20 protein-coding genes and 1 pseudogene are annotated in these 22,688 nt (G+C 70.8%); 9 read left to right on the top strand and 12 right to left on the bottom strand.

Annotated elements, in window-relative coordinates; translation table 11 throughout:
- The first annotated feature begins 344 nt into the window (after nucleotides 1-344).
- The 5 genes from ACFVUT_RS27080 (at nucleotide 345) to ACFVUT_RS27060 (ending at nucleotide 4,629) form a co-directional block, all read left to right on the top strand.
- Entirely contained in the window at nucleotides 345-1,958 is a 1,614-nt protein-coding gene (locus ACFVUT_RS27080) for an FAD-dependent monooxygenase (protein ID WP_389654476.1), read from the top strand.
- 32 nt (nucleotides 1,959-1,990) lie between these two features.
- Complete coding sequence (locus ACFVUT_RS27075) at nucleotides 1,991-2,077, top strand: putative leader peptide (RefSeq protein ID WP_361058708.1); 87 nt, start codon at nucleotides 1,991-1,993, stop codon at nucleotides 2,075-2,077.
- A gap of 103 nt (nucleotides 2,078-2,180) precedes the next feature.
- The gene (locus tag ACFVUT_RS27070; protein ID WP_389654474.1) at nucleotides 2,181-2,744 is read left to right on the top strand and encodes a cysteine dioxygenase; all 564 of its coding nucleotides are present in this window, start codon (nucleotides 2,181-2,183) and stop codon (nucleotides 2,742-2,744) included.
- Nucleotides 2,741-3,148 (top strand): rhodanese-like domain-containing protein, encoded by a 408-nt coding sequence (locus ACFVUT_RS27065; RefSeq protein ID WP_389654472.1) that lies wholly within the window; start codon nucleotides 2,741-2,743, stop codon nucleotides 3,146-3,148. The genes ACFVUT_RS27070 and ACFVUT_RS27065 overlap by 4 nt, the downstream gene beginning before the upstream one ends.
- A gap of 830 nt (nucleotides 3,149-3,978) precedes the next feature.
- Nucleotides 3,979-4,629, top strand: a complete 651-nt coding sequence (locus tag ACFVUT_RS27060) for a hypothetical protein (protein ID WP_389654470.1) — start codon at nucleotides 3,979-3,981, stop codon at nucleotides 4,627-4,629.
- 43 nt (nucleotides 4,630-4,672) lie between these two features.
- Here ACFVUT_RS27060 and recX read toward each other — a convergent pair whose 3' ends face one another.
- The 4 genes from recX to ACFVUT_RS27040 all read right to left on the bottom strand — a co-directional run bounded on the left by recX (nucleotide 4,673) and on the right by ACFVUT_RS27040 (nucleotide 8,574).
- On the bottom strand, nucleotides 4,673-5,404 hold the full coding sequence (gene recX, locus ACFVUT_RS27055; protein WP_389654468.1) for a recombination regulator RecX: 732 nt from the start codon (nucleotides 5,402-5,404) through the stop codon (nucleotides 4,673-4,675).
- 3 nt (nucleotides 5,405-5,407) lie between these two features.
- On the bottom strand, nucleotides 5,408-6,529 hold the full coding sequence (recA, locus tag ACFVUT_RS27050) for a recombinase RecA (RefSeq protein WP_389654466.1): 1,122 nt from the start codon (nucleotides 6,527-6,529) through the stop codon (nucleotides 5,408-5,410).
- Nucleotides 6,530-6,940: 411 nt separating this feature from the next.
- Complete coding sequence (locus ACFVUT_RS27045; protein ID WP_389654655.1) at nucleotides 6,941-8,110, bottom strand: AI-2E family transporter; 1,170 nt, start codon at nucleotides 8,108-8,110, stop codon at nucleotides 6,941-6,943.
- Between the two features lie 269 nt (nucleotides 8,111-8,379).
- Complete coding sequence (locus ACFVUT_RS27040; RefSeq protein ID WP_389654464.1) at nucleotides 8,380-8,574, bottom strand: DUF3046 domain-containing protein; 195 nt, start codon at nucleotides 8,572-8,574, stop codon at nucleotides 8,380-8,382.
- A 79-nt stretch (nucleotides 8,575-8,653) separates the two neighbouring features.
- On the opposite strand from ACFVUT_RS27040, the gene ACFVUT_RS27035 reads away from it, so the two are divergent.
- Nucleotides 8,654-9,568 (top strand): hypothetical protein, encoded by a 915-nt coding sequence (locus ACFVUT_RS27035; protein WP_389654462.1) that lies wholly within the window; start codon nucleotides 8,654-8,656, stop codon nucleotides 9,566-9,568.
- A gap of 14 nt (nucleotides 9,569-9,582) precedes the next feature.
- On the opposite strand, the gene ACFVUT_RS27030 is transcribed toward ACFVUT_RS27035, so the two are convergent.
- From ACFVUT_RS27030 to ACFVUT_RS27020, 3 genes are all read right to left on the bottom strand, one after another.
- Nucleotides 9,583-9,888 carry an AzlD domain-containing protein gene (locus tag ACFVUT_RS27030; RefSeq protein ID WP_389654461.1) on the bottom strand — a complete coding sequence of 102 codons (306 nt, stop codon included), beginning with the start codon at nucleotides 9,886-9,888 and terminating at the stop codon, nucleotides 9,583-9,585.
- Nucleotides 9,885-10,610, bottom strand: coding sequence for an AzlC family ABC transporter permease (locus ACFVUT_RS27025; RefSeq protein ID WP_389654653.1), 726 nt, complete (start codon nucleotides 10,608-10,610; stop codon nucleotides 9,885-9,887). The genes ACFVUT_RS27030 and ACFVUT_RS27025 overlap by 4 nt, the downstream gene beginning before the upstream one ends.
- Nucleotides 10,611-10,698: 88 nt before the next feature.
- On the bottom strand, nucleotides 10,699-11,568 hold the full coding sequence (locus ACFVUT_RS27020; protein ID WP_389654459.1) for an AraC family transcriptional regulator: 870 nt from the start codon (nucleotides 11,566-11,568) through the stop codon (nucleotides 10,699-10,701).
- A 185-nt stretch (nucleotides 11,569-11,753) separates the two neighbouring features.
- On the opposite strand from ACFVUT_RS27020, the gene ACFVUT_RS27015 reads away from it, so the two are divergent.
- The 3 genes from ACFVUT_RS27015 (at nucleotide 11,754) to ACFVUT_RS27005 (ending at nucleotide 18,297) form a co-directional block, all read left to right on the top strand.
- Complete coding sequence (locus ACFVUT_RS27015; RefSeq protein WP_389654457.1) at nucleotides 11,754-16,436, top strand: DEAD/DEAH box helicase; 4,683 nt, start codon at nucleotides 11,754-11,756, stop codon at nucleotides 16,434-16,436.
- 260 nt (nucleotides 16,437-16,696) lie between these two features.
- Nucleotides 16,697-17,500, top strand: coding sequence for a DNA-formamidopyrimidine glycosylase family protein (locus ACFVUT_RS27010; RefSeq protein WP_389654455.1), 804 nt, complete (start codon nucleotides 16,697-16,699; stop codon nucleotides 17,498-17,500).
- 32 nt (nucleotides 17,501-17,532) lie between these two features.
- On the top strand, nucleotides 17,533-18,297 hold the full coding sequence (locus tag ACFVUT_RS27005) for an SDR family NAD(P)-dependent oxidoreductase (RefSeq protein ID WP_389654453.1): 765 nt from the start codon (nucleotides 17,533-17,535) through the stop codon (nucleotides 18,295-18,297).
- Nucleotides 18,298-18,577: 280 nt separating this feature from the next.
- On the opposite strand, the pseudogene ACFVUT_RS27000 reads toward ACFVUT_RS27005, so the two are convergent.
- From ACFVUT_RS27000 to rimO, 5 genes and pseudogenes are all read right to left on the bottom strand, one after another.
- Nucleotides 18,578-18,778, bottom strand: a pseudogene (locus ACFVUT_RS27000) (hypothetical protein); the annotation flags it as partial.
- A 393-nt stretch (nucleotides 18,779-19,171) separates the two neighbouring features.
- On the bottom strand, nucleotides 19,172-19,555 hold the full coding sequence (locus tag ACFVUT_RS26995; protein WP_389654451.1) for a helix-turn-helix domain-containing protein: 384 nt from the start codon (nucleotides 19,553-19,555) through the stop codon (nucleotides 19,172-19,174).
- A 109-nt stretch (nucleotides 19,556-19,664) separates the two neighbouring features.
- A complete protein-coding gene (locus tag ACFVUT_RS26990; RefSeq protein ID WP_389654449.1) occupies nucleotides 19,665-20,174 on the bottom strand; it encodes a CinA family protein in 510 nt (169 codons plus the stop codon).
- Nucleotides 20,171-21,118 (bottom strand): CDP-diacylglycerol--glycerol-3-phosphate 3-phosphatidyltransferase, encoded by a 948-nt coding sequence (gene pgsA, locus ACFVUT_RS26985; RefSeq protein WP_389654447.1) that lies wholly within the window; start codon nucleotides 21,116-21,118, stop codon nucleotides 20,171-20,173. The genes ACFVUT_RS26990 and pgsA overlap by 4 nt, the downstream gene beginning before the upstream one ends.
- The gene (gene rimO, locus ACFVUT_RS26980; protein WP_389654445.1) at nucleotides 21,115-22,590 is read right to left on the bottom strand and encodes a 30S ribosomal protein S12 methylthiotransferase RimO; all 1,476 of its coding nucleotides are present in this window, start codon (nucleotides 22,588-22,590) and stop codon (nucleotides 21,115-21,117) included. The genes pgsA and rimO overlap by 4 nt, the downstream gene beginning before the upstream one ends.
- Nucleotides 22,591-22,688 lie beyond the last annotated feature (98 nt).

Genomic DNA, 22,688 nt, shown 5'->3' with positions numbered 1-22,688 from the left:
ATACGTTCTGTGATCGCGCATCGAGCCCCCGCCGCCACACCGCCCCTGCCCCCGCCCCCTGCCTCCTTGTCGCGCCGTCTCCTTTGTTCGCCCACCTGTTCGTCCGTATCGTTCGGAGCGTCCGTATCGTTCGGAGCGTCTGGACCGGCCGGATCGCTCGCACTGTTCGGGCGGCTCGCGCTGTCAGGGTCGTCCGCGCTGTTCGGGGCGTCCGCACGGATCGGATCGCTCGCACGGATCGGATCGCTCGCGCTGTCCGGGCCGCTCGCGCTGTTCGGGGCATTCGGATCGCTCGCGTCCTTCACCCTGTCCGGATCGTTCGCACGGATCGGAGGAACCGCGTCGTGGACCCGGTGATCGTCGTCGGTGCCGGGCCGGTCGGCCTGGTGATGTCGCTCGCCCTCGCGGCACAGGGCGTCCCTTCCGTCCTCCTCGACGAGGATCCGACCAGGGACGAGACGCGTCCGGCCCGTACCGTGGTGCTGCGCGAGGACACCGCGGCCCTGGTGGAACGGCTCGGCTGCAAAGCACTCCGCCACGAGAGCATCCGGTGGTCCGGCTGGCGGTCCATGCGGCGGAGGCAACTGGTGCGCGAGCTCCCGCTCGGCGACGGCTCCCCCGGCACTGATCCGTTGCCGGCCCCCGTCCACCTGCCGCAGCACGCGCTGACGCGCGGGTTGCGGGACGCGGTGGCGGCGCAGGAACTGGTGCAGGTGGCGTCGTACGGCCGGATCGACACGCTGGAGCAGGATCCGACCGGTGTCACGGTGCACACCAGGGAGCCGAACGCGACCTGGTGGCGCGGGAGTTACCTGGTGGGCTGCGACGGCGCCAGATCCACGGTGCGCAAGCTTCTCGACATCCGTTTCCCCGGGCGTACGGCAGTGGAGCGGCATGCCGTCGCCGCACTGCGCACCGAGCTTCCCTGGCCCGGGCACGCCGTACTGCACCGGCTGCCGCCGTGGCGCACCGGCGGTGCCGAAGTGACCGCACGGCCACTGCCGGACGGAGCCTGGCGGCTGGACTGGCTGCTGCCGCCGCGCGGCGAGCTCGTCACCCCGGACGCCCTGATCACCCGGGTCCGGGACACCCTTGCGGGCTGGTGCGGCGAGACCCCGCCGTACGAACTGCTGGACACGGGCGTATACACGCTGCACCACCGGCTCGCCCTGCGCTGGCGGGTCGACCGGGCCTTCCTCGCCGGGGACGCCGCCCATCTGCTGGGCGCACTCGGCACCCAGGGGCTCGACGAGGGGCTGCGGGACGCCGAGAACCTGGCGTGGAAACTGGCCCAGGCCTGGCACCACGGCGCCTCCGACCTCCTGCTCGACAGCTACCAGGCGGAGCGCCGGGCCGCGGTCGCCGCACGGTTGCGCGCCGCGGACCAGTCGTTGCCGATACTCCGCGGCGGCGGGGGCCTGCGGACCCTGGTCCCGGGGAGCGCACGGGGGCACGACACGCTCCTCACCGACGGCCATCTGGGATGCGGTCCTCTCGGTGCGCCCCCTTCCTACTCGCACTCGCCCCTTGCGCCCCCACGCGCCGAGGCGCACACATCTGTGGGTACGCCCCCTGGTGCGCCGGTCACCGACGTGCGGGTGACGGCACCCGACGGCACAACCGTCCGGCTGCGCGAGCGGCTGAGGCAGGGGCATCTCCTGGTACTCCTGGTGGCGCCGGGTACGGGAGTGTGGGACCGGCGGCACTGGCTGACCGCGGGCGTCATGCCCCGCCTCGTCGCGGCTGTCGACGCGCTGCCGATGAAGGGCGAGCTGTTGGTGACCGAGAGCTATCCGGGGGCCTCGGCGCACACCGTGCTGCTCATCAGGCCGGACGGTCACCTGGTGGCGTCGTTCGGCGGGGTACTGCCCAGGGAGCTCTTCGCGGCGGCGGACGCGACGCGGGGCGGCGCGGCGCGCGCCTCCGCGCGATCCGACCGGACAGCGGACATCAATTGACCAGCGCAGGCGCACGTGGTGTACTCCGGAACATGACCGACACCGATGTGCGCCTGTGGCGGAGGGTCCATATGGACCTTGTCCGCTATGCGGGCTGCGTGTGTCGACCGTCCTTCTGAATCGCCTCTCCCCGCCGCGCCGTGCGCTCTGCCGTGCGGTCGTGCATCCGCGCGAACCCTCAGGACGGTCTCTGTGTCTGCCGCTTCGTCACCCTCTGTACGTATGCCCGCCCCAGCCCAGAATGCCTCTGGCGCCTCCGGTGCCTCCAGTGCTTCCGGCGCCTCTGGTGCTTCGGGCCCTACGGCTGCGGAACTGCTCGATTTCGTCCGCCGTGTCGCCGACGACGCCGAGATCATCGCCTCGCTCCCTCTCGATCCCGAAGGCCGCACCTGGGTCCAGCTCGAAGGACCGGGCGGCAGCGAGGCCTGGCTGATCGGCTGGCCACCGGGCACCGGCACCGGCTGGCACGACCACGCCGACTCGATCGGCGCCTTCACCACCGCGGCCGGTACGCTCACGGAGCTGTCGCTCGCCGCCCGGCTGCCCACCGACGGCTGGAAGACCCTCGAACTCACCGAAGGCATCGACCGTTCCCGGCAGTTGGCCACCGGCCAGGGCCGGGCTTTCGGCCGACACCACGTCCACGAGGTACTGAACGAATCCGGCACGGAGCACGCCGTCTCCGTCCATGCGTACTACCCGCCGCTCCCACAGATCCGGCGGTACAGCCGTATCGGTGCGGTGCTCCGTCTTGAGCAGGTGGAACGCCCGGAGGACTGGCAGTGAGCGACAGCCGTCGGCGTGGTACGGAAACGGTCGGGATCGACGCGCTGCTGGAGCGGGTCCGGTCCGGCTACGCCCGGGTCGGCCCGCAGGAGGCTGCGGCCGCCGCCGCGGACGGGGCGCTGCTCGTGGACATCCGCTACGCGGAACTGCGGGAGCGGGACGGGCTGATTCCGGGGGCGTTGGTCGTCGAGCGCAACGAGCTGGAGTGGCGGCTCGACCCGCAGGGAAGCCATCGGGCCCCGGAGGCCGTGAGCCACGATCTCCAGATCGTGGTGGTCTGCAACGAGGGCTACGCGTCCAGCCTCGCCGTCGCGTCCCTGCGGCAGCTGGGCCTGCACCGCGCGACCGACCTGATCGGCGGGTTCCAGGCGTGGCGCGCGGCAGGACTCCCGGTCGAAACCTGACAGGCAACGCCAGGACGGGGTATGCCCGGGACCTGCGGGCAGCGGGGCCGACGGGCGGCAGGTTCGGAGGGCAGCGGGGCCGGAAGGCAGCAGGCCCGGAGGGTGACGGGCCCGGAGGGTGACGGGCCCGGAGGGTGGCGCGGCCGGAGGCCCAGCCGAGACGGCGGCCAGGGATGACGGGCAGGGATGAGCGGCTCCGCTCGGGGACGACGGGACCGGGGTCGGCCAAGATCCGCGCAGCCGCGATCCGGTCCTGCCCCTACTGAACAGTCGGCACGGCTCCCCTGCTGATCCCGACGCGCGTGCGGGGCACACCCCGCACCCGTACCCCCGCACCCCCGCATGGTGCGTCCGTCTCTCTTCTGTGGTGGTTCGCCGTAGTCACGCCTGGTCCAAGGGGCGCGGCGTAGTCGCGTCTGGTGCAAGGGAGCGTCAGAGTCCGGGCCCAAAGCCGGAACGGGGCCAGAGTGCTCCCCCGTCACGCGGCACCCGCTTTCGCGCATGATGTCTCTGCCTTACGTCATGGCGTCTCTGCCCTTCGGACCTTCTCCGCCATGCACGGTCTCTCCGACCTGCGCGGGCTCTCCGACCTGCGCGGTCTCCCCGTGCGTCACGCAGCGATCCGTGCACACATGTCCGTGTAGGGCGGCGCACCTGCGTGTTCGTTCCAGGCTCACCCCAGCACGCCACTCATCGGCCCCCGATTCCGCCTCGGTTCCCCCCGATTCCGCCCCGACACACCCGAACGCCACGCTCCGGTGGAGCAATCCCCGTAACCGACGGACATTCGCCTCAACGCTTAGGACCGACGTGACGGAGATCTCGCACCCATGCCGACTTCCTCCCCCGCCCTCACTCCGGACCAGTTCGACGTGCACGCCGCTCGCCTCCATGACAGCGAGGCATGGCAGCAGATCGTCACGGGCTGGGAGCTCACCGCCCCTGACCCCTCGCTGCCTCCATCCCCCCGTACCGGGGTTCGGCTGCCCGACAGCCCCTCGGCCCCGGCCGACTGGCGCGACCTGCTGTCCGTACCCGTCGACCAGCTCATCGCCGACTCCGTCCGCGCCCTGCCGGCGACGGCGCCACGCGAACGGCCCCTTCCCGGGCGGCTTGGCGCGATCCTCCCCGACCGGCTCCATACCTGGAGGCGCATCGGGCAGCCCGAAGTGCGCCCCTCCACCCATCTCGCCTACGCCCGGCGGATCCTGACCGAGTGGGGCTGGCAGAACACCCCGTACCGCTTGCGCAATCTCCGCGGCGCACGGTGCGTCTGCGGCGCTCTCCTCACCGCGCATCGCCTGGGCTACGGCTCCCGCGACACCGTGGACCGAGCCGGCGCCTGGCTCATCTCCGAACTCCGCTCCCAGGGCTGGACCGGACTGATCGGCCCCTGGAACCGATACCCCGGGCGCACCGCCGCGGATGCGCTCGCCCTGATCGACGCCACCATCGCCCGAGCCGCTCACGCCGGGCAGTAATCGCCAGCACTCCCGCGCCCCACCCGGCACGGGTCGGCCCCGGTCAGAAGGGCTCGTCCAGGCCTTCCGTGTCCTCACCCTCGTCTTCGAGCGCGTGCCGCACCACGCGTAGCGCCATGCCTTCCCCGTATCCCTTCCGCGCGAGCATGCCCGCAAGGCGGCGCAGCCGCTTGTCCCGGTCCAGGCCGCGGGTGGAGCGCAACTTGCGCGCGACCAGTTCTCGGGCGGTCGCCTCCTCCTGCTCGGAGTCGAGTTGCCCCACGGCCTCGTCGATCACTGCGGAGTCCACCCCCTTGGTGCGCAGTTCCCGGACGAGAGCCCGGCGAGCCAGCCCTCGGCCGTGGTGCCGCGACTCCACCCAGGCGTCCGCGAACGCGGCATCGTCGATCAGCCCGACATCCTCGAAACGCGACAGCACTTCCTCGGCCGCCTCGTCCGGGATCTCCCGCTTGCGCAGGGCGTCCGCAAGCTGTTTCCGGGTGCGCGGTGTCCCGGTGAGCAGCCGCAGGCAGATGTTGCGCGCCTGCTCGACCGGGTCTCGCGGCTCCCCCTTCTCGGCCCTCGACGAGGAAGGGGAGCCGCTGCCCCTGGAGCGGGAGCGGGCTCGACCAGCCGCTCCCTCACCGAATCCGGCGTCCGAGCCTGTGCCACGACCGGGACCGGTCTCCGGCTCGTACGCGCCTTCGGACTCGGCCGGGTATCCGGAAGCGAATGCGGGGCCGGGGCCGACGCCATGATCAGCGGCACTGACCGGCCACTCCGTACGACGCGTCACGGCCTAGCTCTTGGCCGCCGCGGTCTTCGCCGGCTTGGCCTTGCCGGCCGGAGCGGGCACCGACTTCGCACTGTCGGCCGCAGCCGCAGCGCCGACCGCCACAGCCGCATCGGGCTCGGCGGCGTCAGCCCTGACACCGACGCCCAGCTTCTCAAGGATCTTCTTCTCGATCTCATTGGCGAGATCGGGGTTGTCCTTGAGGAAGTTGCGGGCGTTCTCCTTGCCCTGGCCGAGCTGGTCGCCCTCGTACGTGTACCAGGCGCCCGCCTTGCGGACGAAGCCGTGCTCCACGCCCATGTCGATCAGCCCGCCCTCGCGGCTGATGCCCTGGCCGTAGAGGATGTCGAACTCGGCCTGCTTGAAGGGCGGCGCGACCTTGTTCTTGACGACCTTGACGCGGGTGCGGTTGCCGACGGCCTCGGTACCGTCCTTCAGCGTCTCGATCCGGCGGATGTCGAGACGCACCGAGGCGTAGAACTTGAGGGCCCGGCCACCGGTCGTGGTCTCCGGTGAGCCGAACATCACACCGATCTTCTCGCGAAGCTGGTTGATGAAGATCGCGGTGGTCTTGGACTGGTTGAGCGCGCTGGTGATCTTGCGGAGTGCCTGGCTCATCAGGCGGGCCTGCAGACCCACATGCGAGTCGCCCATTTCGCCCTCGATCTCCGCGCGCGGCACGAGCGCCGCGACGGAGTCGATGACGATCAGGTCGAGGGCGCCGGAGCGGACCAGCATGTCCACGATTTCGAGGGCCTGCTCGCCGTTGTCCGGCTGGGACAGGATGAGGCTGTCGATGTCGACGCCGAGCTTCTTCGCGTACTCGGGGTCGAGGGCGTGCTCCGCGTCGATGAAGGCCACCGAGCCGCCGAGCTTCTGAGCGTTCGCCACCGCGTGCAGCGTCAGCGTCGTCTTACCGGAGGACTCCGGTCCGTACACCTCCACCACACGGCCGCGCGGCAGGCCGCCGACGCCGAGGGCCACGTCGAGGGCAGTCGACCCGGTGGGGATCACCTCGATGGGCTCGTTCGGCCGCTCGCCGAGACGCATCACCGCGCCCTTGCCGAATTGCCGTTCAATCTGTGCGAGTGCGGCGTCCAACGCCTTCTCGCGGTCGGTTCCTGCCATGGGTTCCACCCGATTTGCTTGAGTCGATCGCTTCACGTCAAAGACGCTAACCCCTGCCACTGACAATGGGCCTCGACGTCCTCCCGGCCTGTGGACAACTCCACGGTCGGGCCCGGGAAAACCCGGCCGGAATCCCATGAGAATGGATGTTCGATTTTCGTGTCAAGCACACCACGCCGGACCGGTCCGCACCCAGAGTAGCGCCGCGGCATCCCACTCGACGGAAGTCGAGATCGAGCGAGAATCACCCACTGAATCCCGTCTTACAGCGGCAAACCCGGCATGAAAAGTACCGCTGGTCGTCGGGGTGGCAGGGCGTCCGGCATCGCAGTTCAGCCTGGCGCGAGCAGAGTCCCCGCCGTGCGCGGGGCCGATGAACGGATCGGATCGCCCGAAATGGGCCCGCGCCGGTCAGGCGTTTTCCGGACGCTCCGAGGCTCCGCCCTGTCCGACGACCCGGCCCTCGTTGCCCTCGGCAGTCCGCCAGGACCGGCGCAGCCGCGTGAGCAGCGGCTCACCACGCTGTTGGCTGCGCCCCTGCATCCGCGGGTCGTCCGTCACGTCGTACCGCTTCACGTAGGCACCGAGGAATGCCTGGAGCGTGGCGACGGCCGGAATCGCGATCAGCGCACCCACGGCGCCCATGAGCGCCGTGCCCACGATGACCGATCCGAACGCGACCGCCGGATGGATGTCGACGGTCCTGGAGGTGAGCTTGGGCTGGAGCCCATAGTTTTCGAACTGCTGGTAGACCACGACGAATCCGAGCACCCACAGCGCGTACCAGGGGTCGACGGTGAACGCGATGAGCATGGGCAGGGCGCCGGCCAGATAGGTACCGATCGTGGGGATGAACTGGGAGACCAGCCCGACCCAGATGGCGAGCGCGGGGGCGTACGGAACGCCGAGGATCACCAGCAGGATGTAGTGCGCGATCCCGGAGATGAGCGCCATCAGACCGCGCGAGTAGAGATAGCCGCCGGTCTTGTCGACCGCGATCTCCCAGGCCCGCACCACCTCGGCCTGCTTGGCGGGCGGCAGCACGGAGCACAGGGCACGTCGCAGCCTGGGGCCGTCGGCGGCGAAGTAGAACGAGAACAGGAAGATCGTCAGGAGACGGAACAGTCCGCCGAGCACGGTGGTGGAGATGTCGAGCACTCCGGTCGCGCTGTTCTGGACGTACTTCTGCAGCCAGTCGGAGTGGAGCACGCTGTCCTGGACCTCGACGCGGGAGAGCTCGGTGTGGAAGTTCTGGTTGACCCAGTTGATCACCGAGTCCAGATACTTCGGGAAGCCCTCCACCATGTCGACGATCTGGCCCGCGAGCATCGAGCCGAGCAGTACGACGAAACCGGCCGTCGCTATCAGCACCACGAGGAAGACCAGGAAGGTGGCGAGGCCGCGACGCATGCCGCGCGCCGCCATCCGGCTCACCGCCGGCTCGATGGCGAGGGCCAGGAAGAACGCGATCAACACATTGATCAGCAGCCCGATGAGCTGGTCGAACGCCCAGCTGCCCAGCCGGAAACAGGCATAGAGCGCCAGGGCGAGCACCATGGCACGCGGCAGCCATGCGGGCATACGGACCGGCCCGCCGCCGGACGGCGGGGCGGGCTGGGTGGAGGGCGTCTGGGTCTGGGCTGTGTCGTCTGTCGGTGCCACGGCTCCAGTCTCGCCTACTGCCATGACAAACAGCCGCCTGCCCCGACAACATCACAGGTCCAACGGTTGGCACGCCGACCATCACGCTGGTCGGCGTGGTGTTGACGAGCCGACGGGCAGCGCTGGTAGGCGCGGCGTTGACGAACCGACGATCAGCGCTGGTCGGCGCGGTGTTGACGAACCGACGATCAGCGGTGGTCGGCGGGGATGCCGATTGCCGTACAGACAGCGCGCCAGACGTCCTTGGTCTCCCACCCCGCGTCCAGGGCCTGGTGCACCGTCTGCCCACCGAGTTCGGCCATCACATGATCGCGCGCGAAGGAATCGGCGTACCCCGCGCCGAAGTGGTCCGCCATCCGTTCCCAGAAAATCGTCAACCGCATGCCCCCAGTATCCCGCCCCTGAGAGTGCAGCCGGGCCGCTACGTCTTGTCGAGAGCGCTTACCGCCCTACGGTCGGTCCATGGCTGGAACCGGAACAAGTCCCCTCAACCGTGCCGAACAGTTCATCTGGCTCACGGCCCGAGTCCTAGAACAGCGGCGATTCGCCCATCACTTCCTGAAAGGAAGTGCGGAGGCCGTGGAGACCGCACTCGCCGCCTATCTGAACGAGGACGGCGGATACGGGCACGCGCTCGAACCCGATCTGCGCGGCCCCGTCAGTCAGCCACTGCACACCGCGCACGCACTCAATGTCCTCGACTCCATCAGCCGCTGCAGCGGGCTGCGGGTGGAGCGGATCTGCCGCTTCCTGACCGAGGTGTCCACCAAGGAAGGGGCACTGCCCGCGCTCCTGCCGTCACAGCGTGGCTATCCGGCCGCACCGTTCATCCCGATCGTCGACGACCCGCCCGCGGAGCTGTTGGCCACCGGCCCCGTGGTCGGTCTCCTGCACCGCAACGCGGTGTGGCATGCCTGGCTGTTCCGGGCCACCGACTTCTGCTGGGCGGCCGTCGACGCGCTGGACCGGTCGCATCCGTACGAGATCGAGGCGGCGCTCGCCTTTCTCGACGGCACCCCGGACAGGGCCCGGGCAGAAGCGGCGGCCGACCGGCTCGGTCGGCTCGTGCGGGAACAGCGGCTCGCCGTACTGGATCCGGAGCGGCGCGCGGAATACCCGGTGGCAGCCGGATACGCACCGGGCGAGCAGCATTTCCCGTACGATTACGCCCGTACACCCGATTCGCTCGCCCGCCGTTGGTTCACCGACGAGGAGCTGGCCCGCTCGCTCGATCACCTTGCGGCCCAGCAGCAGGCGGATGGCGGCTGGCCGGTGAACTGGCGGCACTGGGCGCCCGGGACGGCTCTGGAAGGGCGGCCCCTCGTGACGCTCAAGGCGCTTCTGACCCTGCGGGCCCATGGACGCAGCCTCGACTGACGGAGGCCAGGTGTCTAACCGAGGGCGCGTACTCCCGCTGTGACGATCACGGCGGCTCCCACGACCACGAGGAAGGGCGCGCGGAGGACCAGTGCGAGCGCCGCCGCCGCGAGCCCTGCGCCTCTGGCGTCCAGTGTCAGGTGCTGCCCGTCGCCGAACGTCTGCTGTGCGGTGAGCGCGGCCAGGAGCGCCACGGGCAGGAGCGCGGCGAGACGCTGCGTGAGCGGACGCTCCAGTACACCGGCGGGTACCAGCAGTCCGAGCAGTTTGGCGAGGTAGCAGCCGACGGCGGTCAGCGCGATGGCGATCCAGACGTTCACCGGTCCTCCTCCGTCGTGGCCGTGTCCCGGCTCGCTGTCGTCCGGCGTCCGCTCAGGAAGAGGACGGCGGGTGCGGCGAGCGCGGCCAGCAGGACGGGGACGCCGGCGGGCAGCACCGGCAGCAGGCCGAGTGCGAGCAGAACCGCGAGCGCGGCCGTGACGCGTTCCGTCGTGCTCTTCAGCATCGGCGCGAGGAGGGCGAGAAAGACCGCGGGCGATGCCGCGTCCAGCCCCCAGGCGTCGGTGTCGCCGAGCGCCTTCGCGCCGAGGGCCCCCAGCAGCGTGGTCAGGTTCCACAGGACGTAGAGGGTGAGTCCGGTGACGGCGAAACCGATCCGTGCGGCTCGCCGGGTGGGCTGCGGCAGCGTCACAGCGGTCGTCTCGTCGATCACCCACTGGGCGGCGAAGGGACGGAGCGCCCGTGGAAGGACGAGCAACTGGGACAGTCGCAGGCCGTAGAACGAGTTGCGTACGCCGAGGAAGAAGGCGCCGGCAGCCGCGGTGTACGGATTGCCGCCCGCCGCGAGAGCGCCCACGAGGGCGAACTGCGAGGCACCGGTGAAGACGGCGAGACTGAGCACGCAGGTCTGCAACAGGCTCAGGCCGGAGCCTGCCGAGGTCACGCCGAAGGCGAAACCGGAGAGTCCGACGGCTATACCGACACCGAGGGCATCGCGTACGACGGCCGCGTCGGTCTTCGCCCCGGCCATGTCCGACCCCATGGCGGGGACGGTCGTGCCGCCATGGGACACATCTCCCACATCGCCGTCGCCTTGTACAAGTTCTATCTTTTCTGCCACGAACAGCACGCTACGCGTGCCGGTCGGAACCGGTCTTGTACGTTCTTGCACGTTCGCGCTGGTACGCGCCGGGCGGCACCCCCACAATCCGGGTGAAGTGACGGTTGAGATGCGGCTGATCGGTGAAGCCGACCTCGACCGCCGCCTCCACAGGCGCCGTGCCCGCGTCGAGCATCCGGCGCGCGGCCCGTACCCGGGCGTCGGTGAGCCAGGCGTGCGGCGGCATCCCGTACTGCTTCTTGAAAGCCCTCAGCAGCGCGAACGGGCTGGTGCCGAGGTCCGCCGCCAGCGCCTCCAACGTGGGCGGCTCCGCCATCCTGCCCTCCAGCACCGCCCGTGCCCGCACGGCGGCGCGGGCACCCGCCGACCGGGGCGCGCGGGCGGGCAGCGCGCTGCCGTACAGGCTGATCAGCCGCGCGACCATCACCCGCAGCACGGTGTCCGCGGCGAGTGCGTTGCCCTCCTCGGCGGCTCGGTGGACCTCGCCGATCAGCCGTGCGACGTACGGGTTCATGACGCTGGACTCGGTGAATCCGACCGTGCCGCGCAGGTTCGTCGTCTCGGCGGCGATCTCGTTGATCACTTGCGCGGACGGGTACAACGTGGCGTACACCCACCCCTCGGGAGCCCCGGCGCGGGCGGTGTGCGGCACCTCCGGATTGATCATGACGACGGAGCCCGGGCCCGCGTGGACGGTGCCGCCGGGCAGCCCGACGTCCTCCACTCCACCGGTGACGGTGGCGAAGACATAGCCCTCGTGGCTGTGGCGCGGGAAGGCATGACGCACGTACCGGGCACGCAGCAGATCGAGATCGGGCAGCTCCGCGTACTGCCAGTGCCTCGCCCACTCCTCCGATCCGGACTCCGGTATGACCACCATGGACGAAATTCTCGCAGCTCCCGAGCATGGCCGCCGATGACGATCACAGCCGTGGGGAACGACGATCCCAGCCGTGAGGAACGGCGGGAAGACACTCCGGCAGGACGCCTGTCAGCGGCCGAGCCACGGCCACCGGCCCCTGCCCGCCACCGTCGATGTCAGTGGTGGGGTGCACGATGGGTGACATGGTCGGCTCTGCGCTCGAATCGTTCTCCCCTGCGACCCGCAGCTGGTTCGCAGGTGCTTTCAGCGCGCCCACCGCCGCGCAGGAGGGCGCCTGGCGCGCGATCGGCGAGGGGTCGGACGTGCTGGTCGTCGCCCCGACCGGCTCCGGCAAGACCCTGGCCGCGTTTCTTGCCGCGCTGGACGGGCTGGCGTCCGTCCCGCCGCCCGCCGAGGCGAAGAAGCGCTGTCGCGTGCTCTACGTGTCCCCCCTCAAGGCCCTCGCGGTCGATGTCGAGCGCAACCTGCGCTCACCGCTGACCGGCATCCGCCAGGAGTCGGTGCGCCTGGGGCTGCCGGAGCCCGAGGTCCGCGTGGCCATCCGCTCCGGTGACACCCCGCCCGCCGAGCGCCGTTCGATGGCGACCCGACCGCCGGACATTCTGATCACCACGCCCGAATCGCTGTTCCTGATGCTGACGTCATCGGCCCGGGAGGCGCTGTCCGGCGTCGAGACGGTGATTCTCGACGAGGTGCACGCCGTGGCGGGTACGAAGCGGGGCGCCCACCTCGCCCTGTCGCTGGAGCGCCTCGACGAACTGCTGCCGAGGCCGGCACGCCGGATCGGCCTGTCGGCCACGGTCCGTCCGGTCGACGAGGTGGCGCGCTTCCTCTCGCCCCGGCGGAAGGTCGAGATCGTCCAGCCGCCGTCCACCAAACGGTTCGATCTCTCGGTCGTCGTCCCGGTCGAGGACCTGGGCGAACTCGGCGGCTCCCCCGCCACCGATCCCGACCAGGCAGGCCAGGCGGACAAGCCGTCGATCTGGCCCCATGTCGAGGAGCGGATCGTCGATCTCATCCAGGATCACCGCTCCACCATCGTCTTCGCCAACTCCCGCCGCCTCGCGGAGCGGCTGTGCAACCGGCTGAACGAGATCGCGTACGAGCGGGCCACCGGCACCGTTCTCGACGAGCACGGCTCCGCCCCGACACTTCCGGAAGCCCACGCCCCGGCCGAGATCATGGCCCAGTCGGGTGCTGCGAAGGGCGCCCCCGCGCTGCTCGCCCGCGCCCACCACGGTTCGGTCTCCAAGGAACAGCGCGCCCAGGTCGAGGAGGACCTCAAGGCGGGCCGCCTGCCGGCCGTGGTCGCCACCTCCAGTCTGGAGCTGGGCATCGACATGGGGGCGGTCGACCTGGTCGTCCAGGTGGAGTCGCCGCCGTCGGTCGCCTCCGGGCTGCAGCGGGTCGGCCGGGCCGGACACCAGGTCGGTGCGGTCTCCACCGGAGTGGTCTTCCCCAAGTACCGCGGCGATCTGGTCCAGGCGGCCGTGGTCACGGAGCGGATGCGCGGGGGCTCCATCGAAGCGCTCCGGATCCCGTCCAACCCTCTTGACGTGCTCGCCCAGCAGCTCGTCGCGATGGTCGCCCTGGACAGCTGGCAGGTGGACGATCTGCTGGCCGTGACCCGCCGCGCCGCGCCCTTCGCCGCCCTGCCCGAGTCGGCGTTCACCGCCGTTCTGGACATGCTCGCCGGGCGCTATCCGTCCGACGCCTTCGCCGAGCTGCGCCCCCGTGTGGTCTGGGACCGGGTGGCCGGGACGGTCACGGGCCGGCCCGGCGCCCAGCGGCTCGCCGTCACCTCCGGCGGAACCATCCCCGACCGCGGGCTCTTCGGGGTCTTCCTCGCCGGTGCCGACCCCAAGAAGGGCGGCGGCCGGGTCGGTGAGCTGGACGAGGAGATGGTGTACGAGTCACGGGTCGGCGATGTCTTCACGCTGGGCACCACGTCGTGGCGGATCGAGGACATCACCCGCGACCGGGTGCTGGTGTCGCCCGCTCCCGGAGTTCCCGGCCGGCTGCCGTTCTGGAAGGGCGACCAGCTGGGCCGTCCGCTGGAACTGGGTCGCGCGCTGGGGGCCTTCCTCCGCGAGATCGGCGGGCTGCCCCAGGAAGACGCCCGCCGGCGTCTGCTCGCCGCCGGTCTGGACGCCTGGGCCGCCGACAACACCCTGTCGTACATCGACGAACAGCGCCGCGCCTGCGGTCACGTACCGGACGACCGGACCATCCTCGTCGAGCGTTTCCGCGACGAGCTGGGGGACTGGCGGGTCGTCGTCCACTCCCCGTTCGGTGCGCAGGTGCATGCCCCGTGGGCGCTGGCACTGAACGCCCGCCTCGCCGAGCGGTACGGCATGGACGCCCAGGTGATGCATGCCGACGACGGCATCGTGCTGCGCCTGCCCGACGCCGACCTGATGGGCCTGGACCTCCTGGACTTCGATCCGGCGCAGGACCCCGCTCAGGACCCGGAACCCCTGCCGAATCCTTCGTACGACAGCGGCCAACCACCCGTCGGCGCCGCGGACGTGACCTTCGACCAGGGCGAGATCAGCCAGATCGTCACCGACCAGGTGGGCGGTTCGGCCCTGTTCGCCTCGCGGTTCCGCGAATGCGCGGCACGCGCCCTGCTGCTGCCGCGGCGCAGCCCCGGCAAACGCACCCCGCTCTGGCAGCAGCGCCAGCGCGCCGCACAACTCCTCCAGGTCGCTTCCGAGTTCGGCTCCTTCCCGATCGTTCTGGAAGCGGTCCGCGAATGTCTCCAGGACGTCTTCGACGTTCCCGGACTGACCGAACTCATGGCCGACCTCGAAGCGCGCCGTGTCCGGCTGGTCGAGGTGACCACGCAGGAGCCCTCCCCCTTCGCCCGCTCACTCCTGTTCGGCTATGTCGCCCAGTTCCTGTACGAAGGCGATTCACCCCTTGCCGAACGACGGGCCGCCGCCCTCTCCCTGGACTCCCACCTGCTGGCCGAGCTGCTCGGCCAGGCAGAACTGCGCGAACTGCTCGACGCCGATGTCCTGACGGAGCTGGAGCGGGAACTCCAGTGGCTGACGGAGGACCGCCGGATCAAGGACGTCGAAGGGGTCGCCGACCTCCTCCGGGTCCTCGGACCGCTCACCGAAGCGGAGTTGGCCGAGCGCGGCGCCCAGCCGCCCTGGGCTCCTGAGCTCTCCGCCGCCCGCCGGGCCATCCGGGTCCGGATCGGCGGAGCGGACCACTGGGCCGCTGTCGAGGACGCCGGACGCCTGCGCGACGCACTGGGCACCGCCCTCCCGGTCGGCGTGCCCGAGGCCTTCACCGAGCCGGTGAAGGATCCGCTCGGCGATCTCCTCGCCCGATACGCGCGTACGCATGGTCCGTTCACCTCCACCGAGGCCGCCACCCGTTTCGGCCTCGGCACAGCCGTCACGGACGGCACACTGCAGCGGTTGACCGCGACCGGCCGGATCGTCCAGGGCGAGTTCCACCCCGCCGGTATCGGCCAGGAGTGGTGCGACGCCACCGTGCTGCGCCGGCTGCGCCGCCGCTCGCTCGCCGCGCTCCGCCACGAGCTGGAGCCGGTCCCGCCCGCCGCCCTCGCCGGCTTCCTTCCTCAGTGGCAGCATCTGGGCGACCACAGTCTGCGCGGAATCGACGGACTGGCCCGCGCCATCGAGCAGTTGCAGGGTGCGCCCGTCCCGGCGTCGGCCCTGGAGAAGCTGATCCTGCCCGGCCGGGTCACCGGCTACTCCCCCGCGTTGCTCGACGAGCTGACCACCACCGGCGAGGTTGTCTGGGCCGGTGCGGGTGCACTTCCCGGCAAGGACGGCTGGCTGTCCCTCTACCTCGCCGACAGCGCACCCCTGCTCCTCCCGCCTCCGCACCCGCTCGAACTGAGCGCGTTGCACGAATCCGTCCTGACGACACTGAACGGCGGATACGGACTGTTCTTCCGGCAGATCGCCGACCAGGTCCGCGCCACCACGCATCCGGACTGCACCGATCCGCAACTGGCCGATGCCCTCTGGGATCTGGCCTGGTCGGGCCGGCTCACCAATGACACACTCGCCCCGCTGCGTTCACTCCTGGGCTCAGGCCGCACGGCGGGATCGACCGCTCACCGCGCCAGACGCAACGTCCCGCGCGGGCGCTACGGCTCACTCACTGCCGCCGCCCGGCCCGCTTCCCGCACCGGCCCGCCCACGGTCTCGGGCCGATGGTCCCTGCTGCCCGCCACCGAGCCCGAGCCCACGCACCGCGCGCATGCCCTGGCACGCACGCTTCTCGACCGCCATGGGGTGGTGACCCGGGGCGCGGTCCAGGCCGAAGGTGTCCAAGGCGGCTTCTCCGCCGCGTACCGCGTCCTTTCAGCCTTCGAGGACAATGGGCAGGCCCGGCGCGGCTATGTCGTCGAGGGCCTGGGCGCGGCCCAGTTCGCGATGGACGGCGCGGTCGACCGCCTGCGCGCCACGTCCGTCGCTCGTGATCGCACGGAGCCGGGCGCCACCCCCCGCGCCGTGGTCCTCGCGGCGGCGGATCCGGCCAACGCCTATGGCGCGGCGCTGCCCTGGCCCGATTCGCCGGACGGCGCCGGGCACAAACCCGGCCGCAAGGCGGGCGCCCTGGTGGTGCTGGTCGATGGTGAGCTGACGATGTACATGGAGCGCGGCGGCAAGACGCTGCTGGCCTGGCCCACCGATCCGGAGGACCCGGCGCTCCTCGCCGCGGCCGGGGCGCTGGCCGCGGCCGCCCGTGCGGGAGCGCTCGGCACGGTCACGGTGGAACGCACCAACGGCGCCTCGTCCCTGACCTCCCCGCTCGGGCGCACTCTGGAGGCGGCCGGATTCCTTGCCACCCCGAGGGGGCTACGCCTGCGCGCCTGAACCCTCCGCGCACCTCACCCCGCGCACCCCTCACGCACGCTCCACGCCCCACACCCGAACGCGCTCCTCCGTACCCCTCGCACTCCACACGCCTCGCACAGAACTCAGGACGGCCTCGTCGCGCCGCGCATCACGCGGCAGGCCGGGCCGCCCGCACTCCCGCGCTCCGACACTTCCGGCCGCCCGCACCAGCGCGCCGTTCCCTCTGCACCCTCCACGCGGTCACGCCATGTCTCCGCCCGGCCGCGCATCATGGAGACATGCCCGAAGGAGACACCGTTCTGCAGACCGCCAAGCGTCTGCACGCCGCACTCGCCGGCCGGGTGCTCACCCACTCCGACCTGCGCGTGCCCCGGTTCGCCACCGCCGACCTCAGCGGCCGGACGGTGCTGGACGTCGTCTCGCGTGGCAAGCACCTCCTCACCCGCTTCGAGGGCGGCCTCACTCTGCACAGCCATCTGGGCATGGACGGCACCTGGCGCGTCTACGCCCGGGGCGAGCGATGGCGCGGTGGTCCCGCCCACCAGATCCGCGCCGCTCTCGCCAACACGGAGCACACGGCCGTCGGCTACCGGCTCCCGGTCCTCGAACTTCTCCGCACCCGGGACGAGGAGAAGGCGGTCGGCCATCTCGGCCCCGACCTGCTGGGCCCCGGCTGGAACCCGGACACCGCTCTGCACCATCTGCTCAGCGACCGCGCACGCCCCCTGGGCGAAGCTCTCCTGGACCAGCGCAACCTGGCCGGAATCGGCAACATCTACAAGGTCGAGCTCTGCTTCCTCGCCCGTGCGACGCCTTGGCTGCCCATCGGCGAGCTGGCGGCCCCCACCGCCGCCCGTCTCGTGACCACGGCCAAGCAACTCCTCGACGCCAACCGAGACCGTCCGATGCGCATGACCACCCGCACAACGTCCCGCGGATACCGCACGAGCGAACGGCTCTGGGTCTACGGCCGCACCGACCGCCCCTGCCTGCGCTGCGGCACGCCCATCCGCGCGGCCGATCAGGACGGCCGCCCCACCTACTGGTGTCCACACTGCCAAAGGGGCCCGCAGCCCAGTTGACGACCCGTCAGATACGGTCGTACCGTCCGGTCATGCCCCCCAACACATATGACCTCACGGGCCGCTCCGCGTTCATCACCGGCGCGGCGGGCGGCATCGGACGCGCCGGCGCCGTCCTGCTCGCATCGGCGGGCGCCATCGTGCACTGCGCGGACCGCGACGAGAAGGGCCTGCTGGAAACCCGGGATCTGATCACCGAGGCGGGCGGTGCAGCCCACCTCCACACGCTCGATGTCACCGACCGCAGCGGGATCAGATCAGCGGTGGCCGCCGCGGGGAATCTCGACATCCTGGCGGCCGTTGCCGGAATCATGCATACGAGCAGCGTTCTGGAGACTGCGGACGAGGACCTCGATCGTGTGCTCTCCGTCAACTTCAAGGGCGTCCTGTACGCCTGCCAGGAAGTGGCCCGCAGCATGATCGCGCGTGGCGCGCCGGGCTCCCTGATCACGATGGCCTCGGGCGCCGTCGACGCCGCCGGCCCGGGGCTGCTCTGCTACGGCGTGGCCAAGGCTGCGGTGGTCCAGCTGACGAAGACGCTCGCCACCGAACTGGGACCTCGTTCCATACGCGTCAACGCGGTCGCCCCGGGCTGGATCCGTACGCCCATGACCGCTCGCCACGACGCGGAGCAGCAACATCGGACGGAGGCCACCATGGCAAGGATTTCCCCGCTCGGCCGGGTCGGCGAGCCCGAGGACGTCGCCCACACCCTGCTCTATCTCGCATCCGATGCGTCGGCGTTCATGACTGGTCAGATCCTCCGCCCGAATGGCGGCGTAGCCATGCCCTGGTAGTCCGCCAGGCCCCGCCGCCGAACCGCACGCCCGCAGCAGACCAGCGCTCCACACACCGCAGCCCCAGAGCCGACCACCGCTCCACACACCGCATGCCCGCAGCCGCCCACCGCTCCACACACCGCACCCCCACAGCCGACCACCGCTCCACACACGGCGCCCCGACGTCGGACCACCAGTTCACGCACCGTGTCCGCGCATCGGCCCCCCAGCGCCCGCACAGCACCCCGGCACCGGCCCACGCGGACCGCCATCCCCCGACCGGCACACCGGGAGCGGACACCAGCCCGGCATCCGCCTCACGCGCCGACTTCGGCCCGGCCGTCGCGGCCACATGCACGGGCAGGAGGCTCAGCCCCCATCCGCCCGCCACCACCGCACCCTCGACAAGCCCCGCACGGGCCGGTTCCAGCAGGAGCCGCAGCACGGCCCACCACCACACCGCGCCGAGGACGAGCGGCGGCATCCATCGCCGTTCCATGGCTGCCTCCTCCAGCCGAACCTAGTCCGGCACGCTCGCCCGGCGGGAGGGCGCATCGGTGCACCACCGGCTCGCTGCCGCAGACCGTTGTGCGCTCTCCGCCCGGGACATCCGGGCTGCTCCGGATCACGGCTCCACCCGGGCCGGAGGCATCAGCGCTCTCCGACGCAGGCCGCTTCAGGCCGTATCGAGACACATCAGGCCACTTCAGAGCGTGTCGGCTGCCCACAATCTTCCCGATCGATGCCTCTTGGTCGCAGTCTCGCCCAGAGACTCCCGGGCCGCATCCAGAACGAACCACGCCCACCCGTCCCGGACCACGCCGAAGCCCCGGCCGCCCCTGGCATGTTCCAGGGTTCGACCGGGGCTCCGCTTCACACCGGACCGCGCAGGTCAGGCGGCGACGACATCCACCGCTTCCGCGGGCGCCTTGATGGTCACCCGCCCCGTCGGTACGCCTGCCACCGACGTCACGGACACGGAATTGAGCATGGGACGTACCGGCACAGGCACCGTATCGCTGGCTGCTGCCGACTCGGCCAGTTCGGCCAGCGACAGCTCATCGCTCACTTCACGCATGAGCTCGGACATCCGTACGTCAAGCGCGTCGCAAATGGCGGAGAGCAGTTCGGAGGATGCCTCCTTCTGCCCCCGCTCCACCTCGGAGAGATAGCCGAGCGAGACTCGGGCGGACGAGGAGACTTCGCGCAGAGTACGGCCTTGGCGCTGGCGCTGCCGACGCAGCACGTCACCAAGCAGGCGACGGAGCAGAATCATCGGTGGCTCCCTCCTCGGACCGCGTAGCCGCATCCTTCACGCCCCACCGTACCGCCTTGCGCGGCGGCCGTGCGGGGAGCGATGTCGTGTTCACTCAGGGCTGCAAACATCAATTCCCCCCGATCTGTTCCGTATCCTGTGCGCTTGCATTCTTGCCAAGTTGGGCGGAAAGCAATGCAAGCACGCTCCGTACGCTCTCTCTACGGATGTCCGCACGCCCGCCGTTCAATCGCAGCGCGGTCACATTCTCCGCGCCGTCAGGCCCGGCCACCGCTACATAAACCGTGCCGACGGGCTTGCCGTCCTGCGGATCGGGGCCCGCGACCCCGGTGGTGGCCATACCCCAGTCTGCCCCCAGAACGCGGCGCACACCTCTCGCCATCTGCCGCGCCACCTCGGGATCGACCGCACCGCGCTCCGCCAGGAGGGCGGCGTCCACACCCAGCAGTTGCCTCTTCAGAGGCGTTGCGTACGCCGTCACGGACCCACGGAAGGAGTTCGAGGCACCCGGTACGGAAGTCAGCTCCGCCGCGACCAGACCGCCGGTCAGCGACTCCGCGACGGCAAGGGTCTGGCCGCGCTCCACGAGCAGCTCCAGCACCCGGGCCGCGACAGTCACCGCTCGGCCTCCGCCGGACCACGGGATCCCGAGGCCCCGGACACACGTGCGGCGTCCTCGGCAGTCCTGGGCTCACCGGCGCCTTCAGCTGTCCCGGACGCACACCCGGCGTCCTCGGCGGCCCCGGACACCCCAGCGTCCTCAGCACCCTCCGCAGCTCCCGACACCTCGACCGAGCCGGAAACCTCAGCGCCCTCAGCCGTTCCCGACACCTCGACCGACCGGGACATCCCCACGCCCTCAGCAGCCCCGGAGTCCGCGAGCAGCCCGCGCCCTCCGGCGGTCTCCGCCGCAGCGGCCCGCTCGGCCGCGAGGCCCGTGCGCCGCAACATGACGGCCTGCCGCACGTAGTCGAGCCCCGTGACGACCGTCAGCACGACGGCGACCGCCATCACCCAGAAGCGGAGGGTGGCCAGTGGACCGGTCAGCGCCAGGACGTACATCCCGGCCGCTATCCCCTGCGCCAGAGTCTTCATCTTCCCGCCGCGACTGGCCGGGATCACCGCGTGCCGTATCACCCAGAACCGCATCAGCGTGATGCCGATCTCGCGGAAGAGGATCACGCCCGTGACCCACCAGGGCAAATCGCCGAGATACGAAAGGCAGAGCAGCGCGGCACCCATGATCGCCTTGTCCGCGATCGGGTCGGCGATCTTCCCGAAGTCGGTGACCAGGTTGTACGTGCGTGCGAGGTGGCCGTCGAACAGGTCGGTGATCATGGCGATGGCGAACGCCGCCCAGGCGAACGACCGCCACACCGGGTCGTAGCCGCCGTTGTGCAGCAGCAGCATCACGAAGCCGGGCACCAGCACCAGCCGCAGCATGGTGAGCAGATTGGCGATGTTCCACAGGCTGGCCTGATTGACGGCCGCAGCCCCCAGCTTGCCGCCGCGGGCCGGCTTCGCGCCGGAGCCGCCCGCCGCGGATGCCGGGACTCCCGTCATCTGGCCGCCTCCACGAGCTCGGAACACTCGGCCACCAGGTCCACTCCCTCGGTGCCCACGACCTTTGCCTCGACCATACGGCCGGGCACGAGGCCCTCGCGTGCGGTGAAGAGTACCTGGCCGTCCGTTTCGGGGGCCTGGTGCGCCGCGCGCCCCACCGCACCGTCCTCGTCGTCCACGGACTCGACCAGCACCTGCAGGGACTCCCCGAGGCGCTCCTCGGCGCGCTGCGAGGTCAGCTCCTCGGCCAGCTGCGAGATGTGCGCCAGCCGCTCCGCGATGACGTCGGCGTCCAGTTTGTTCTCGTAACCGACCGCTTCGGTGCCCTCCTCGTCGGAGTAGCCGAAGACGCCGATGGCGTCGAGCCGGGCACTCGTGAGGAAGCGCTCCAGCTCCGCCACGTCGGCCTCCGTCTCGCCGGGGAAGCCCACGATGAAGTTGGACCGGGCACCGGCCTGCGGCGCCTTGCCGCGGATGGTGTGCAGGAGCTCCAGGAAGCTGTCCGTGTCACCGAAACGGCGCATCGCCCGCAGCACGCCCGGGGCCGAGTGCTGGAAGGACAGGTCGAAGTACGGGGCGACCTTCGGGGTCGAGGTCAGTACGTCGATGAGGCCCGGCCGCATCTCCGCCGGCTGCAGGTAGCTGACCCGGATCCGCTCGATCCCGTCGACTTCGGCGAGCTCCGGCAGCAGCGTCTCCAGCAGCCGGATGTCGCCGAGGTCCTTGCCGTACGAGGTGTTGTTCTCGGAGACCAGCATGACCTCCTTCACGCCCTGCTCGGCCAGCCAGCGGGTCTCCCCCAGCACGTCCGAGGGGCGGCGCGAGATGAAGGAGCCACGGAAGGACGGAATGGCGCAGAAGGAACAGCGGCGGTCGCAGCCGGAGGCGAGCTTCACCGACGCGACGGGGCTGGTACCCAGCCGGCGACGCAGCGGCGCCCGCGGCCCGGACGCCGGGGCGACCCCGTCCGGAAGGTCCTCGGGGGCGGGGGCCGGTGCGGTCTCCTGCGCGTGCCCCGGCAGGGCCACCGCGGCGTTCTGCCGCTCAGCGGGGCTGATCGGCAGGAGCTTCCGGCGGTCGCGCGGGGTGTGCGAGGCGTGGACACCGCCGCTGAGGATGGTCTGGAGGCGGTCGGAGATGTCGGCGTAGTCGTCGAATCCGAGGACACCGTCCGCCTCGGGCAGGGCCTCGGCGAGGTCCTTGCCGTAGCGCTCGGCCATGCAGCCGACGGCGACCACGGCCTGGGTTCTGCCGTGGTCCTTCAGGTCATTGGCTTCGAGCAGGGCGTCGACGGAGTCCTTCTTGGCGGCCTCGACGAACCCACAGGTGTTGACGACGGCGACATCCGCGTCCGAGGCGTTCTCGACGAGCTCCCAGCCGTCCGCTGCCAAGCGGCCTGCGAGCTCCTCCGAGTCCACCTCGTTACGGGCGCAGCCGAGTGTGACAAGGGCGACGGTACGGCGTTCGGGCATGGGCTCAAGACTACTTTGTCCCGGCACCCGTCCTGCCGAGCAGGGTTCCACCGTCACACCGAGTGAGTACGCGGCGAGCGCCCGGCAGGATGGCCGGG

This window comes from Streptomyces sp. NPDC058051 (assembly GCF_042885475.1).
Taxonomy (GTDB): Bacteria; Actinomycetota; Actinomycetes; order Streptomycetales; family Streptomycetaceae; genus Streptomyces.
This window is presented reverse-complemented; position numbering and strand designations above follow the sequence as displayed.